The organism is Prosthecobacter sp. (genome assembly GCF_044227185.1).
Classification (GTDB): Bacteria; Verrucomicrobiota; Verrucomicrobiia; order Verrucomicrobiales; family Verrucomicrobiaceae; genus Prosthecobacter.
Map to the genome: position 1 here is coordinate 87540 of NZ_JBGAFO010000008.1, position 17076 is coordinate 104615.

Genomic DNA, 17076 nt, shown 5'->3' on the forward strand with positions numbered 1-17076 from the left:
GACGCCTCATGCACAAATAGAGTCTTCTTTGCGCAATTCGGGGTCTGCATGATCGGATTGATGGTCACGCATATGCTTAACCGGCAGGGAGCTTATGCCACATTCCTTCTTTGTTTGCCGCCTTCGTCGTGCCTGCGGACTGGTCATCGCAGCGTTGCTTCTCTCCGCCGTCACCGCATCGGCACAGCTCACCTGGGATGCCAACACCTCCACCGCCGGCATCCAGGAAGGCGATGGCACCTGGAACACCACCTCCACCAACTGGTACAACGGCACCAGCAATGTGGCCTGGAACAACACCACCAATGCCACCACCACGGCGGTATTTGGTCTCAACACGGCCACGGCCGGCGGCACCATCACCGTGAGCGGCACCATCAATCTCGGCGGCATGAAGTTCAGCTCCTTCGCCTCAGCGCCCACCTTTGCGCACACCTTCACCGGCGGCACGCTGGCCTTTGCGGACAATGCCGTCATCGAAATGGCGGACCTCACCAGCACGGGCAGCACGACCAATCAGTTTGTGAATTTGAATTCCACTGTCACCGGCAACAACCTCACCATTCAACGCTCCACCGGCGCCTCAGGCTCGTTTCAATACCTGAAGTTCGGCGGCACCGCCAATGCGAACCTGGTGGGCACGCTGACCATCAAGGCCAACTCCGCCTCCGTGGGCATCTTTGTGCTGGTGGGGGCGGCGGCGGCAAACTCCTCCCTCTCCCGCGTCGTCGTGGAGTCCGGCAGCACCTACGCCATCAGCGGTGCGGGCAACACCTACGCCGTGCCGATGACCATTGCAGGCCTGGGCCAGAACAGCGGCGCCATCCGCCTGGACTCCAACAATCAAATTCTCAGCGGCGCCATCACCCTCAGCGGCAACGCACTCATTCACAGCAACACCACGACCACCGGCACCGTCATCAGCGCCGCCATCGGTGAAACCGGCGGGTCCCAGGGCTTCCAGCGCAGCGCCATTCTGTCCACGAGCACGGTGACCTTCACCGGCATCAGCAACTTTACCGGCTCCACCACCTGGGGGCGCACCAGCGCGAATGGAGGCGTCAGCATCTTTGATTTCACAGCAGCGGGAGCCCCCGTTTCAAACATGTTTTACAACGGCGTCACCGCCGGTGTGCTGAACATGATCGGCGGCAACAGCGGCTCTACCGGTTTCACGCTGCTCGGCAAGGCGGGGACCAGCAACAGCCAGGCTTTTGGCAATCTGATTGCGAACGGTTCCGCGAGCACGGTCGGCGGCCTGTCCGTGATCACGCTCATCTCTGACACAGGCGGCAGGATGGATCTCAGCCTGGGCACCATCACACGTTCGGGCCAGGGTCTGCTGGCGATCAACGGCGCGGCCGCGGGAGATGTCACCTCCACCTTGGCCAGCGGCTTCCTCGGCCCCTGGGCCACCTACCGCGGCTACGGCGGCACGGCGGGCTGGGCGCAGGTCGTCGGTGGAAAAGTGACCAATGGCTTTGTGGGAGACCTTCTCTACGCCACAGGCACGGCGATCTCTTCCCTCGCTGGATACTCCACCGGCGGCAATCTGAACGTCTCGGTCAAATCCACCGGCAACATCACCGTCACCGGCACCACCACCGATTTGAACACGCTGACCATGAACGACTCCTCCAGTGATCGTCTCATCGCGCTTCCCTCCAGCACGCTGCGTCTTGGCGTCACCGGCGGCATTCAGATCGATGCCGACGCACGCAGCCTTGTCATCGGCCAGTCTGGCTCCGCGGGAACACTGACGGCAGGCGGCAGCACCAATAACACGACCGGGCAGTTGATCGTAACCAACAACAGCAGCACCAGCACGCTGACGATCAATTCCCTCATCGCCAACAACGGCAGTGGCGCGGTCACTCTTCTGTTCAATAGCACCAGCGGTGGCAAAACCATCCTCACCAATGCCAACACCTACACCGGCGGCACCACGATCGTATCCGGCGTGGTCGAAATGCAGAATGCGGCGGCGCTAGGCAGCTCCGGCACGGTCACGGTGCAGGAGGGCGCCGCCCTGCAGCTCAGCGGCAGCATCAGCCTGACTCGCGCCCTGAGCATCGGAGGCTCGGGAACTTCCGCGGATGGCGTGATCCGCAACCTGTCCGGCAGCAACAGTCTCGGCGGCCTGGTCACGCTGCTGAGTCCCTCACGCATCAATGCGGACTCCGGAACGCTGACGCTCTTCCTCACCAGCACCTCCACCAACATCATCACCGGAACTCAGGCTCTCACCTTTGGGGGCGCGGGCAGCATTGTGGTCGGCAGTCGCATCGCCACGAGTTCGGGAATCCTGGTCAAGGACGGCACCGGTACGCTGACGCTGGCGGGCGACAACACCTACACCGGAGCCACCACCGTGAGCGCGGGCACCCTGAAACTGGGCAGCACGACGGGACTTGGGGCCAGCAGTTCGGTAACGATCAGCGCCGGAGGCACCATCGACCTCAACGGCCAGACCAGCGACCGCAACTACTCGATGAACGGCGCCGGCACGGCAAACATCGGCGCCTTGATCAACAGCAGCGGCATCACCGCCACGGTCACCGGCACCACGGCGCTGGGCAGCGCCACCAGCCTCGGCGGCTCAGGCAACATCACCATCAGCAACGCCACTGGTCTGACAGGCAACGTGCTTCTGACCAAGACCGGTGGCGGCACTCTCACCGTGATCGATTCCACCACCACCAGCGCCCGCACGGGCACCAACGAGATCGATGCGGGCACGCTGCGCATCCAGTCCGCCTCCGCCATCGCCCCGGTGGGCACAGGAGCCTATGCCATGAACGGCGGCACCCTGAGCCTGGGCTTTGATGTGGCCGATACGATGACCAACGTGGTGAATGTCATCAGCAGCAGCACGATCATCTCAGACCGTGCCAGTGCGGGCGCGGGCAGTTTTGTGCATACACTGAGCACGCTGACCATCGGCAGCAGCACGCTGACGGTGAAAGCCGGTGACAATGTGACCAGCGGCACGATCGGCCTGACGCTGGGCGCGGTAAGCATCGGCGGCGTCTCGATGCGGCCTGGCAATCCCGTATTCGACGTCCAGAGCTCGGCCAATGCCGCGATGACACTGACACTCGCTGCTCTGAGCGACCAGGCTATCGGCCCCCGCACCATCACCTTTCAAAACAGTGGCGCCGCAGCCAGCACGGTTGTCCTCGGCACGCTGGCCACCAGCCTGGTGGACGGCACCGTGGTGAACATCAACAGCGGCGCCAATGCCGGCGTCACCGTCAATATGAATGTGGTCGGAGCTCTGGGCGGCCTCTCCCAGGTGAACGTGTATGGCAACAGCACGCTGACCACCGGCATCACCAGCGTGGTGCTCGGCTCCCTCGGCGGCACCGGCACGGTCAATGCCAGCGGCGCGTTTACTTTGATCGTAGGCAATGCGAGCAATGCCACGCTTCTAAGCAGCACGTTCAGCGGCGTGCTGGCCAATGGCTCCGGAACCCTGGCGCTGACCAAGGCCGGACTGGGCACGCTGACACTCAGCGGCAGCACCTCCAACACCTACACCGGAGCCACCACGGTGAGCGCCGGCACTTTGATCCTGGGAAAAACGGGCGGCGCTGTCGCGGTTCCGGGTGCTCTGGCCATTGGCGCCTCCGCGGCCAGCACGGCGGGAAATGCCACGCTGCAGTTGAATGCCAGCGATCAGGCTGTCGCCGCCACGACGGCGCTGACCATGAATGCCGGCTCAACGCTGAATCTGAACGGTTTTAATCTCACTGTGCTCACCTGGTCCTCTTCGTTTGGCGCGACGGTCACGGGCTCCGGCATTCTGGCGATCAACAATACCAGCGGCACCCTCACCTTCACCGGTGTCAGTTCCATCAGCAGCAGCAGCACGCTGCAGCTCACCGCCACGGGTGCCTCTGCCAGCCGCACCATGGCCATGACAAATGTGACTGACCAGCTCACCATCAACGGCACCATCACTCAGGGCACCAATGCCGGAAACATCGTGGCGGGCAATTCCACCCAGACCGCGCTCGGCACCCTGATCCTCACAGGCACGAACACCTACACCGGATCCACCACGGTCAGCTCCGGCATTTTGAACATCCGCAGCGCCGCCGCCCTGGGCAGCACCGCTGGAACCACCACAGTCACCAGCGGGGCCACTCTGCAGATTCAGGGCGGCATCACGACCCTGGCGGAAACGCTGACTCTCAATGGTGGTTCGGGTTTTGCAGGCTCCAATGGCATCAACATGCAGACCGGCGCCTTCGTCAATGTGAGCGGCGTGAACAACTATGCCGGCACCATCACACTCGGCGTCTCCGCCGTCACCATCTCTTCGGACAGCGGCACGCTCAACCTCACAAATGCCGGCAATCTCGGCGGCGCCTTTGGACTGACGCTCGCGGGTGCTGGAGACGGCAGCATCACCAGCATCATCAACATCGGCGTGGGCGTCGTCACTAAAAACGGCACCGGCACCTGGACGCTCAAAGGCGTGAACACCAGCACTGGCGGCATCGTCATCAATGCGGGCACCTTGAAGCTCGGAGACGGCACCACAGGCAGATGGAACAACGCGCTTCCCCTAAGCTACACTGGCAGCGGCACCTTTGAGTTCGGTGGTTCCACCACCGCCAGCACGCAGGCCCTCGGGGCGCTCACCCTCACCTCCGGCAGTGGAGTGCTGAAAGTGGATGCCCCGGCCTCCGGCACCAATGCGCTGACCTTCGCCTCGCTCGTCACGCCCGCACTGGGCTCCGGGCTGAACATCGTCTCGCCAGCCGGCACCAGCGTGACCATCACCGGCACCTCCAACACGAACGGCATCATCGATCCGCGCATCACCTACAACGGCGCAAATTATGCCGCGTCCGCCTCCGGCGTCATCGGCGCTGCCGCCACCACCATGGCCAGCAGCAGCATGAGCGCGGGAAACAGCACTCCCTACCTCATCAGCGGCTCCTTCACGCAGACGGATTCCGTCACCATCAATGCGGGATTGAAATTCTCCGGCGGCGACACACTGACCCTCGGCAATGGCACGCTGCTCACGCTCAACAACGGCGCCAACACCGCCGGAGGCATTCTCGTCACCGGCGGCGTGAACGCCATCATCGCGGACGAAGGCACGGCCGCCGGCCTCACCACGGGCGGCGCCGGCGACCTCGTCATCGGCACGGACGCCGCGGGCGATAGCCTGGACATTCAGGTGGTCATCACCAGCACCACCACCGGCGGCCTCACGAAAAACGGCGCGGGCACCCTCACTCTCACGGCCACCAATGCCTACACCGGAGCCACCAGCCTCAATGCAGGCAGACTGGTGCTGGGCAACGCAGGCGCGCTGAGCACCTCCACCGCCACCGTGCAGGTGGGCGCGGTGCTCGATCTCAATGGCAAGATTGTCATCAACACCGCCGTGCTCAACGGCACGGGCATCAGCAGCGGCGGTGCCTTGATCAACAGCAGCGCTGCCGCAGCCTCCATCGGCGCGCTGACCATCGGTCTGGGCAATGGCACCGGCGGCATCGGCGCCAGCATCGGCGGCACCGGAAGCATCACCTCCACCGGCGTGCTCACCGGCAACAGCCTTCTCGTCAAATCCGGCTCCGGCACCCTGACTCTGGGAGACAATGCCGGCACCCCCCTGGCGAGCACACGCACAGGATACACCCGCATCGACGCAGGCACGTTGCGCATCAGCAATTCCACCTCCGCCCTCGGCACCTCCGCGGCGGCCATCATTCTCAATGGCGGCATTCTCAGCCTGGGCAGCACCGCATCGGTGGTGGCCTATCCCGTTTCGGTTACGGCGAGCTCCACCATCATCTCTGACGTTTACACCTCCGGTGCCGGACTCACTCACACGCTGGGCGTGCTGGCCATCGGCACGCAGACTCTGACCATCCAGGCCGGGGGCAATGTCACCACCGGCGGCACCAATGCGGGCGTCACATTCGGAGCCACCACCCTGCTCGGCAGCCCGACCTTTGACGTGCAAAGCCCCACCACCGCCGCGGCCGGCACCACCACGCTGACTCTCGGCGCGCTGAGCGATCAGGGTGTGGCAAAGACCATCACCTTTGCCAATTCAGGAGCCTCCACCACGAACAGCATTGTCATTCTCGGCACCGCCATGGCCAGCCTGGTGGACGGCACCATGGTGTACGTCAACAGCGGCCCCAACGCGGGCGTGACGCTGAATCTCAACCTCGCCGCGGCGCTGGGCACGCTGGCGCAGGTGACTGTGAATGGAAACAGCATCCTCAACATCGGCGCGGCGCAGACCATCGGCTCCCTGAGCGGCAGCGGCACGGTGACCGCCAGCGGCGCCTTTGCGCTGACTGTTGGCAATGCCAGCAGCGGCACGCCTTTGAGCACCAACTTTACCGGCACCCTTGGCAATGGCACAGGCACTTTGTCACTCACGAAAAGCGGTCTCGGCACGTTCACGCTCAGCGGCGCCAGCACCTACACCGGCACGACAACGGTGAGCCTGGGCATCTTGAAACTAAACAATGCCACCGCGCTGGGCTCCACCAGCGGAGTCACCATCAGTGCCGGAGGCACGGTGGACCTGAACGGCCAGACCACCGACCGCAATTTCAGCTCCGTCAGCGGCACCGGCCACGCAGGCCTCGGTGCCATCATCAACAGCAGCAGCACCATGGCCATCATGACAGGAACCCTGGTGCAGGGAGCCGCGGCAAAAATCGGCGGCAGCGGCGACATCTTCATCAACAACGCCGGCGGCATCACCGGCAGTGTTCTGCTCACCAAGGTGGGCAGCGGCACGCTGATGTTCACCAGCACCGCCAGCAGTGCGCGCAGCGGGACCAATCAGATCGACGAAGGAGTGCTGCGGCTTCAGGCGGCCACGGTCATCACGCCCGTCGGCACCGGTGCTTTTGCGCTCAACGGCGGCACCCTGAGCCTCGGGTACGATGCAGGCGGCTCGCTCACCAATGCCGTGAACATCTTGTCGAGTTCCACCATCATTGTGGACCGCGCCAGTTCGGGAGCCGGAGGCTTCACCTTCAGCCTCGGCGCGGTCATCACCGGCGACAGCACGCTCACCGTGAAAGCAGGTGACAACGTCACCAGCGGCAGCATGGGGCTCACTCTCGGCAGCATCACGATCGGCGGCCCCTCCATGGCCCCGGGAGATCCGGTCTTCGATGTGCAAAGCACCGCGAGCGCCGCGATGAACCTGACCCTCGGAGCCCTGACGGACCAGGCCATCGCCCCGCGCACCATCACCTTTCAAAACAGCGGCAGCACCGCCAGCAGCGTCACCCTCGCCACCGCGGCCACCAGCCTGCTGGACGGAACGGTGATCAATCTGGCCAGCACCGGCGGCGCCCTGACCCTCAGCGCCAACATCACCAGCGCGCTTGGCACTTTTGCCCAGATCACCGTGGGCGCTGGCAACACGCTTTCCCTTGGAGCTTCGCAGACTATCGGCGCTCTGAACGGCTCCGGCACCGTAACTGCCACCGCCAACTCCACACTGACGATTGGCAACGCCCTCAGCACGACCGCGGGCAGCTCCACCTTCAACGGGGTGCTCTCCGGAAGCAGCCTGTCGATTGTGAAATCAGGATCAGGCAGCCTGACACTGGGCGGCTCTGACTCCAATACCTTCAGCGGCTCGGCAGGCACCGTCATCAACAGCGGCACTCTCATTCTCGCCAAAACCGGCGGCGCCGTCGCCATCTCCACCAATGTGACGGTCGGCACGGCCAATGGCACGTCAGGCACAGCGGTTCTTCAGCTCAATGGCAGCGAGCAGATCGCCAGCACCGCGACGCTAACTGTGAATGCGAGCTCGACCGTGAACCTCAACGGCAGCAACCAGACGCTGGGAAATCTCAATGGCTCTCCCGGCGGTACGATCTTCAACAACGCCACCGGCACCAACAGCACGCTCACCATTGGCTTCGGCGATGCGACCGGGGGCCTGTACCAGGGAAGCATCGCCGACAACTCCGGCGGCACCGGCACCGTCGCACTGACCAAGACCGGCAGCGGCACGGCCACGCTGGGCGGCTACAACAGCTACAGCGGCGCCACCCTCGTCCAGGATGGCACCTTGCAGGCTGGCAGCGGCGGCATCGGCACCACCGGCACGGGGGCGGTCACTGTACAGGATGGCGCCACGCTTCTTGGCACCGGCATCGTGCAGGGCTCCAGCTTCACTGCGGCGGCCGGTTCCACCATTCAGGCCGGTGACAGCAGCGCCCAGGCCAGCTTCGGCACGCTCACCTTCAAACCAGCCTCCGGCTCCGGTGTCATCGATTTCCAGTCCGGCAGCACCGTCATCCTCGACATCACATCCGGGGGCACGGCGGATCTGCTCAGCATCGCCGGCACCGGCAGCAACACGCTCCTGTTCAATGGCAACCTCACCGTCTCAGCCACAGCCTTCGTCCCCACCGTGCCGATGGTGTTCAATCTGCTCGACTGGTCAGGCCTCTCCGCCTCTCCCATCTTTGCCAGCCGCTTCAATTATACCGGCAGCCTCTTTGGCAATGGCGATGAAGCCAGCGGCCTGGATCTTCCGGACATTTCCGGCACGGGTTTTTACTGGGACATCAGCAGCTTCACGGTCAACGGCACCATCATTCTCGTGCCCGAGCCCTCGCGCATGATGCTCCTGGCGCTGGGGCTGGCCATGCTCCTGGTGCGACGCCGTCGCTGAGCTTTCCTAAGTAGAAAAAATGAGGTGCACAAAAAGGGTCACCTTCGCCTCATTTAGCGTCTGCTCGGCGTGCCCGATGGTCCCGCCTTTGCTTAACAGACAGGGGCCATGCCTGCCCCTTCCGCCATTCATCCCCGGACTTCGATGCTGCTCTGCTGCGCGCTACGGCTCGCGCTCTTTGGCTTTCCTGCGTTTTCTTTTGCCGCCTCCACTCTGACCTGGGATGCTGATGGCACCGCAGGCGGAGCCACGGGAGGCAGCGGCAATTGGGACACCACCTCCACCTTCTGGAACAAATCCGGCACGATGGTTTCCTGGATCAATGCCAGCAACGACATCGCTCTCTTTGCAGGCACGGCTGGCACGGTGACTCTCACCGAGGCCATCACCACCGGCGGGATCACTTTCAACACCGATGGCTACACCCTGGCGGGAAATGGCAATACGCTGACGCTCGGCGGCAATGTGACCGTGACCAATGCAAACACCCTGGCCCTGCTGCAGACCAACATCACCCTCTCCGCCAATTCGGGCTTCGCCGGATCTGGAAACGCGACCTATGACACCGGCTACAACATCACCGGCGGCAATTTCACCCTCACTAAAACAGGAAGCGGCACGCTCAATTTCAAAGGCACGATCACAGACGCGGGAACTCTGACCTTCAGCGCCGGCGCCACCAATTTCTCCGGCAGTGCCACGCGCAGCACTTATTCGACTTCGTACGGGCTCACGGTCAGCGGCGGCACTTTGAATGTCACGGGCACGCTGGGCAGCGCCGCCAATCCCACCGGCCAGACCGCATTCTCCGGCGGCAGCGTCACCAATTTTTCCGGCACCGAATATCTCTCCGGCGGATCATCCACGCTTCGCATCGGAGACACCTCCAGCGCCACGGTGAATGTGACGGCGGGCACGCTCACCTTGGGCACAAGCTCGGGAGGGCTGGTGGTAGGGCGCAGCAACCCCTCTGGCAACGGCCTCCTCAGCATTTCAGGCGGCTCAGTCATCGTGACGAGCAGCTCCAATGTCATCCGCATCGGCGCGGGTTATTCGGACGCGGAAAGCAGCGGGGCCAGCGTGGTGACTCTTTCCGGCACGGGCCTCTTTGACACCGGCACTGCCTTTAACACAACGACCGGCGTCCTCCTGCTAGGCTCCAACCTCAGTGGAAACACCACCAGCTCCGGCACGGTCAATCTGGATGGCGGGATTCTGGCCACAAACCGCACCATCACCGGAGGCAGCGTGGGTGCCTCGATCTTCAACTTCAACGGCGGCACCCTCAAAGCCAACGGAGCCAACATGACTCTGAGCACCACGCTGACCACGGTCAATGTGCGCAATGGCGGAGCGGTGATCGACACCAATGGATTCAATGTCACCATCGCCCGCGCCCTCACGCACTCCAGCATCGTGGGTGACAACGCCACCGATGGAGGCCTGACCAAAAACGGCCTCGGCACGCTGACACTCACCGGCACGGACGCCAGCACCTACACCGGCATCACCCTCATCAATGCCGGCGAGCTCGATCTCTCGAAAACTTCCGGCGTCAACGCCATCGCCGGAGACATCACCCTCGGCAATGGAACCACGGGTGCGGTGCTCAAGCTCATCAACAGCGACGAAATCGCCGACACCAGCCTCATCACCTTCTACGGCAGCGGCGCCAGTGCGGGCATCCTCCGCCTCAACAACAAAAGCGAAACTCTCGGCGGCCTCAGCAGCAGCGGTGGCGCGGGCATCGTGGAAAACGAGTCCGGCAGTGCGTCCACCGGTACGCTCACGGTCAATCTCGCCTCCGGCTCCCAGACCTTCAGCGGCATCCTGCGCAACGGCGACAGCACCGGCACCGATGGCACGCTCGCTTTCACCAAATCGGGCGCGGGCACGCTGACGCTCAGCGGTACGAACACCTACACTGGCGCGACCATCGTCAATGCCGGCACCTTGATCCTCAGCGGCATCAGCACCTATGCAGGCAGCCTCACCATCAATGGCGGCACCTTGAACCTCTCCAGCGGCAATACGTTTTCCAGCACCACGGCCATCGGCGGCGGTACGCTGCTCGTCAGCAGCGCCAGCACCTTCGGCGGAACCATCACCATCACCTCGGGCGGCACGCTGCAGTTTGGCACAAACAATGCGGTCTCTTCCACGGCGCTCCTTCTCACCGGCGCGGGTGGCGGCAGCGCAGCCACGCTGGATCTCGGCGGATACTCCTGGACCTCCGGAACCCTCACCTTTTACGATGCCACCTCATCCCCCACCAGCCAGGGCACCATCAGCATCGGCAGCGGCGGATTGCTGACGCTCGGCGGCAATGTGACTCTCAGCGCCACCAACAATGCCCTCGGCGCCCTGATCACGGGCGGCACGCTCGATCTCGGCGCGGCCGCGCGCACCTTCACCATCGGCGACAGCAGCAATGCCGCGCACGACCTCACCATCACCTCCGCCATCACCTCGACCAGCGGTGCCTTTGGCATCGTCAAAACCGGTGCCGGCAATCTGCTCCTGAGCGGCAGCGTCAACATCGCCGGCAGCGTGACCGTTTCCGCCGGCGTGCTGGAAGTCTCCGGCGCCTTCACCACGGGAACCGCTAGTACTTCCGTGGGCGCCGCCTCCGGCGCCAGCCTGCTGCGCCTGAGCACCGGTGCCGACTACTCGACCACCACGCTCTCCCTCGGCAACAGCACCAGCAATCAAGGCGCGCTCTCCATGCGCGGCGGCGCGCTTACCATCACCACCACCAGCACACAGTCCGGCATCAGCCTGGGCGGAGCTGGCTACGGAGCGCTGTCACTGGCCTCCGGCACCATCACCACGAACCGCGTGGATTCTCTCGATGGCACCACCAGCACCGCCATCTCCGTGCTGCAGGTCAGCGGTGGCACACTGAATACGGCGAACTACATCATGTTTCGCAATGAGCGCTGGGAGTTCACCGTCACAGGCGGCCAGGTGGTACGAACGGGGGATGCCATCGCGCTGGGCTTTCGCAGTGGAGGCAATGCAGCCACCGCCACCACCACCGCGCAGGGGGCCATGACGATGGCTGGAGGCGTCGTGAATAATGCTGGCCTGAGCATCACCATCGCCCAGCAGAACAATAACACCGCGCTGGGCACCACCTATCTCAATCTCGATGCGGGCACCTTGATCACCAATCAGATCGTCCACTACAACAACACCGGCGCCGCCAACAATGCCATCGTCAATTTCAACGGCGGGCTCCTGCAGGCCGCAATCACTTCCACCGCCTTCATCTCAGACAGCGGCACCGGCGGCACTGGAACGCTCACCACATACGTCAATGGTGCCTTCGGCAGCTTCAGCGGCGGCGCTGTGGTCAATACCAACGGCTACAATGTGACCATTCCCATCGCGCTGAACACACCGACGGGGAACGGCATCACCAGCATCGCCGTTACCGACGGCGGCAGCGGGTACTACGGTGCGCCGTATGTGGAGATCAGCGGTGGCGGCGGCTCTGGAGCCACGGCCTTCGCCACGGTGGATCTCGATCCTGCCAGCGCCACCTATGGCAAAGTGCTCAGCATCACCATCAGCAATCCCGGCGTCGGCTACACCTCCACACCCACGGTTGCATTGCTCGGTGCTGGCGGCAGCGGCGTGGTGCTGGGCTCGATCACTTCCGCTGCGAACACTTCCGGTGGCCTCACGAAAAGCGGCCTCGGCATCCTCACCCTTTCCGGCAGCACTTCCAACACCTTCACCGGCACATCCAGCGTCAATGCCGGCGAGCTCGATCTGTCAAAAACCAGCGCCACCGCCATCGCAGGAAACCTGACCATCGGTGATGGCACGACCACCGCCGTGGTGAAGCTCATCAACAGCGACCAGATCGCCGACACCAGTGTCATCACTTTCACGGGCAGCGGCGCCAGCGCCGGCATCTTCCGCCTGAACAACAAGAACGAAACCATCGGTGGACTCAGCAGCATCGGCGGCGCGGGCATTGTCGAAAATGAATCCGGCGCCTCGGGAACAGGCACGCTCACCGTCAATGTCGCCTCCGGCTCACAGACCTTCAGCGGCACGCTGCGCAATGGCGATGGCAGCGGCACCGACGGCACGCTCGCTTTGTCCAAAACCGGCGCGGGCACGCAGGTGTTCACCGGCACGAACACCTACTCCGGTGCAACACTCGTCAGCACGGGCGTGCTGCAGGTCGGCAGCGATGGCTCCGGCACCTCAGGCACGGGCGCTGTCACAGTGCAAAATGGCGCGACGATCCTCGGAACGGGCATCGTCAAAGGCAGCAGCTTCACCGCCAGCAGCGGCTCCACTGTGCAGGCGGGCGATGGCTCGGCACAAAACAACTACGGCACCCTGACCTTCACGCCGGTGTCTGGCTCGGGCGCGCTGGATTTCCAGGCAGGCAGCTCCGTCATCCTCGGCATCAATCCTGGCGGCACTTCCGATCTCCTCAGCATCATCGGCACCGGCAGCAACACCCTGCTCTTCAACAGCAACCTCACCGTCACCGCGGACGCCTTCGTCCCGACCGCTCCGGCGGTATTTAATCTGCTCGACTGGTCCGGCCTCTCCGCCTCGCCCACCTTCGCCAGCCGCTTCACTTTCACCGGCTACCTCACCGGCAATGGCGATGAAGCCAGCGGCCTCGATCTCCCGGACATCTCCGGCTCCGGCTACTACTGGGACATTCATAACTTCACCAGCGACGGCACCATCGCCCTCATCATGCTCGCGCCCGAGCCTGCGCGCACGCTCCTGCTCGGCATGGCACTCGGGCTTGCGATGCTGCGGCGCAGACGTCTCAGAACGTCTCGTCCTTCTTCGGCTGGGTGTCGGCGGGCTTGATGGGGACGACGGGGATGATCTCCTCTGCCTTCACCATGGCCTTGTCCCCAGGTTTCTGCGCGGGTTTCTCTGGGGTGGGCGCAGGCTTGGCGGCCACCACCGGCGCGGGCTTCGGTTTTGGCCTGGGCTGCGGCAGCAGCAAAGCGTCCACGCTTTTGCGCTGATCCGCCAGCGTGGGATCCACGCAGAGCTTTTCCAAAACGGCCCCTGGGTTTTTGACCCGGGAGGCCAGGTAGTACACCGCGATGGCGGTGGCATACGCGGAGCCGGGGCTGATGTTGTTGTAGTATGAGTTGTTGGACGGCGTCACGTGCCAGAGACTGATGTGCGCCTTGTTCAGCTCCACGGGCACATCCAGCCGCCATGCCTTCCAGACCTGTCCGGGCAGGTTTTCCAGGGCTTTGAAGCGCGCCCGCGAACTGCTGGTGATGTACGTCCGGCGCAGCTTCGCGCCCCAGGCCCCGTCCGCATCCGCACCGAGGATGAGATATCTTATGAGCTGGGTGGTTATCTCATCAGCCAGCACCGTGTCAGGCTCATCCCCCTGCAGCGGACGCATCAGCGGCAGGAAAAGGTCGATGCGATCGTTGTTGATCCCCTGCGGGCGCTGTGCGGGCTTCGGCCACAGCACCTTCAGCAGCTCCTGGTACGCGGTGTTCCTCCCCATCGCCCCCGCGTTGTATTTGGTCTGAAACTTCGCCAGCTTGTCCATGCCCACGGCGCGGCCGATGCTGTCCAGCGCGGAGATGCCCATCGCAGCGCTCGTCGCTGTGACGGGAGAGTCGAGCGCGGGAAAGCTCGCAGGATCCACCGGCACGGCGAGGAATTTGCTGAAGGCGTCGAAGTCTTTGACGGGCTGGTGAAAATTGCACTCGCTCCATCCGCCGCGCTCCGGCAGCAGCGCCACTAGCGCATTGGCCGCCCGCGCCAGCACGGCCATGGCTGCTTCCGGCGGCACCGTGGCCTCGTTCATTTGCGAGCCCGCTGTGGGGCCTTTCGGTCCGGTCGCCGTCGCGCCTATCTTCTGCACGGCATCGTAGGCCGCCGGCATCAGCGGACGCTGCGAGGTCTTCGGCAGGTGCTTCGTCTCCGCGCAGACAGACAGCGCATGCAGCGCCACCCAGGTGCTTTCCATGTCCGCGGAGCGCTGGTTGTAAAAGAAATCCGTCGCCCCCGCAAACTGCACCTTCTCCGTCATCATGTCCTCCCACGTCATCGGAAACTCCACCGTGGCAAACTTCAGCGCCAGATGCGTCCAGCTGTCCGCATATTTTTTCAGCCGGTTGCGCGCGCCTTCGGCCTGGGAGAGCAGCACCTGGTTGGCCTTGGTGGGGCGTTCCTTCTGCTTGGCCTGCATGCGGTTCACCTCGGCCTCGCTCGCCAGGTAATCGCTGATCAGCACGGAAATGAGGCGCGGGTGAAAACACATCGGCCCCCACAGCCCACGCGCGGGTCCATCCGTGATCTGCCCGTCCAGCAGGCGTGACGCCAGCTTTTCCGCCCAGTCCGCGGCGATGCTGTCGTCCGTCTGTGCCATCGCCACCGCCAGCCATGCCACATTCCACGTCTGATCCGGCGGACCATAGGTGTCCAGATAAAGCATGAGGTTCTCCACCATGTGCACCATCACCGGGTCGTTCTCAGGCACTCCGGCGGCACGCAGCGCCGTCAGCGCCATGGCCGAGTCTCCTATCAGGCTGTAGCTCCAGGAGGTGTCTCCCACATGCTCATAAATCGGCTGCTTGTAGATCCTTTCCAGCGGGCCGTTCGGGTCATAGCGAATATGCGTCTCCTTGCGCGTGCCTATCTGCTTCGTCGGCTGCTGCACAATGCGGCGCACCGGAGGATCTCCCGGCGAAGGGCCCGGGGTCAGCACCACCATGTCGGTGTATTCATAGATGGGCACATCACGCTCGATCAGCCGGTATTTGAGCGGCACGTCCTTGTAGCCCGTCAGCGTCACCTTCTGGATCGGCGGGATGATCCAGCCCTGCGGATCTGCCTGCGCAAATTTCTTCAGCGTCAGCACCCCCTGCGCCAGAGCCGTCTGCGTGGCATAGTTCATGTCGGTTTCAGACACCTGCGGGATCTCGCCGGCCGCAGCGGGCGGACCGTCCGCCGAGTGACCAGGCTGCCAGGCAGCGATGGTTAAAGACAAAACCAGACAGCACATCCTCAGCAAGGGATGCCTGGGCGTGAGCTTTGCATGCATGGTGCTTCCTCCTGGTAGGTTGGCGGACGGGTTGCGCGTAATGCCCGCGGATACAGGCACGAGCCCATAACGCGTTCACCCCGCCGTTTTATTCTGGAAATAAACCGGGTGTCAAGCCTTGAAGGGCAGACAATCAATCAGCCGGGCTTGCGGGCCCGGCTGATGCAAAAGTTGATGATGTATGTGAGAAGCCGTTCGCTTACGCCTTGGGCGTGTCAGCCGTGCTCTCCGGCAGCTTGGGCGCCTTGATGTAGTCCGCGGGAAGTTCGCCCTTCAGCGACTTGAGGAAGGTGATGATCGAGGCGGTCTCTTCATCGCTCAAAGTCTTGCCAAGCTGGTGCTCGGCCATTTTTTTGACCATCTCATCCAGCGTCTTCACCGAGCCGTCATGCAGGTAAGGGTAGGTTTCAGTGATGTTGCGAAGGCTGGGGACCTTGAAGAAACCCTTCTCACCCACGTTCTTGGAAATATCCGCACGTCCGTTGTCCTTGAGGTCGGGCCAGGCTTTGATGAGGCCGAGCTTCTGATACATCATGCCGCCCACACCGACACCGTTGTGGCAGGTGACACAGCCGGTTTTCACAAAGATGGAAAAGCCCTTCTTCTCCTCCGCGGTCAGGGCCTCCTTGTTGCCTTTGAGATAGGCGTCCCACTTCCCGGGCGTGAGCAGCTTGCGCTCAAAGGCGCCCACGGCCTTGCCGAAGTTGTTGTAGTTCACTGGGTCGGCCTCGCCGGGGAAGGCGGCCTTGAAGGCCTCCACGTAGCCGGGCATGCTTTTGAGCACCTTGACCACAAAGGCCTCGTCCGGTGCGCCCATTTCCACGGGGTTGAGCACCGGGCCTTTCGCCTGCTCCTCCACGCTGGGCGCGCGGCCATCCCAGAACTGCGCGATGTGCAGCGCGGCATTATACACCGAAGGCGAGCTGCGGCCGCCGAGCTTGCCTTCGTGGCCTGGCGAGAAGGGCAGGTTGTCGTTGCCATATTTTTCCAGGATGTGGCAGGAATTGCAGGACATTTTGCCACCTTTGGAAATGCGGGTCTCATAGAAGAGCTGGCGGCCGAGATTGATCTTCGCCTCCGTCAGTTCGTTGCCGGCGGCCGCTGCCTCCGCAGGCAGTGGCATGAACATCGGCAGGTACTGATCTGACAGATCGACCTGCGCAAAGGCGGAGGCGGTGCTCAGGCCGGCGAGAAGGGCAAGGATGCGTGCGGTGGAGTGCATGAGAGTGTGGTGTTGGGAGGCAGCGACTCGATACGTGGCGTGGAAGCCGCGGGTTTCAAGCGAATGCACAACCGCATGGCATGAGACGATTTCTCAACATCA

Annotated in this window: 4 protein-coding genes; 2 read left to right on the plus strand and 2 right to left on the minus strand. The window is 63.4% G+C overall.

Annotated features, from left to right (window positions below):
• Window positions 1-94 precede the first annotated feature (94 nt).
• Both ACILSQ_RS19055 and ACILSQ_RS19060 read left to right on the plus strand, forming a co-directional pair.
• A complete protein-coding gene (locus tag ACILSQ_RS19055; protein WP_395745240.1) occupies window positions 95-8689 on the plus strand; it encodes a beta strand repeat-containing protein in 8595 nt (2864 codons plus the stop codon).
• A gap of 108 nt (window positions 8690-8797) precedes the next feature.
• Window positions 8798-13540 carry a beta strand repeat-containing protein gene (locus ACILSQ_RS19060; protein WP_395745241.1) on the plus strand — a complete coding sequence of 1581 codons (4743 nt, stop codon included), beginning with the start codon at window positions 8798-8800 and terminating at the stop codon, window positions 13538-13540.
• On the opposite strand, the gene ACILSQ_RS19065 is transcribed toward ACILSQ_RS19060, so the two are convergent.
• Both ACILSQ_RS19065 and ACILSQ_RS19070 read right to left on the minus strand, forming a co-directional pair.
• The gene (locus ACILSQ_RS19065) at window positions 13497-15752 is read right to left on the minus strand and encodes a hypothetical protein (RefSeq protein ID WP_395745242.1); all 2256 of its coding nucleotides are present in this window, start codon (window positions 15750-15752) and stop codon (window positions 13497-13499) included. The genes ACILSQ_RS19060 and ACILSQ_RS19065 overlap by 44 nt on opposite strands.
• Window positions 15753-15951: 199 nt before the next feature.
• Complete coding sequence (locus ACILSQ_RS19070; RefSeq protein ID WP_395745243.1) at window positions 15952-16974, minus strand: cytochrome-c peroxidase; 1023 nt, start codon at window positions 16972-16974, stop codon at window positions 15952-15954.
• Window positions 16975-17076 lie beyond the last annotated feature (102 nt).

Coding starts and splice junctions, on each gene's coding strand:
- ACILSQ_RS19065 (WP_395745242.1), bottom strand. CDS start 15,752: ATGCATGCAAAGCTCACGCCCAGGCATCCCTTGCTGAGGATGTGCTGT.
- ACILSQ_RS19070 (WP_395745243.1), bottom strand. CDS start 16,974: ATGCACTCCACCGCACGCATCCTTGCCCTTCTCGCCGGCCTGAGCACC.
- ACILSQ_RS19055 (WP_395745240.1), top strand. CDS start 95: ATGCCACATTCCTTCTTTGTTTGCCGCCTTCGTCGTGCCTGCGGACTG.
- ACILSQ_RS19060 (WP_395745241.1), top strand. CDS start 8,798: ATGCCTGCCCCTTCCGCCATTCATCCCCGGACTTCGATGCTGCTCTGC.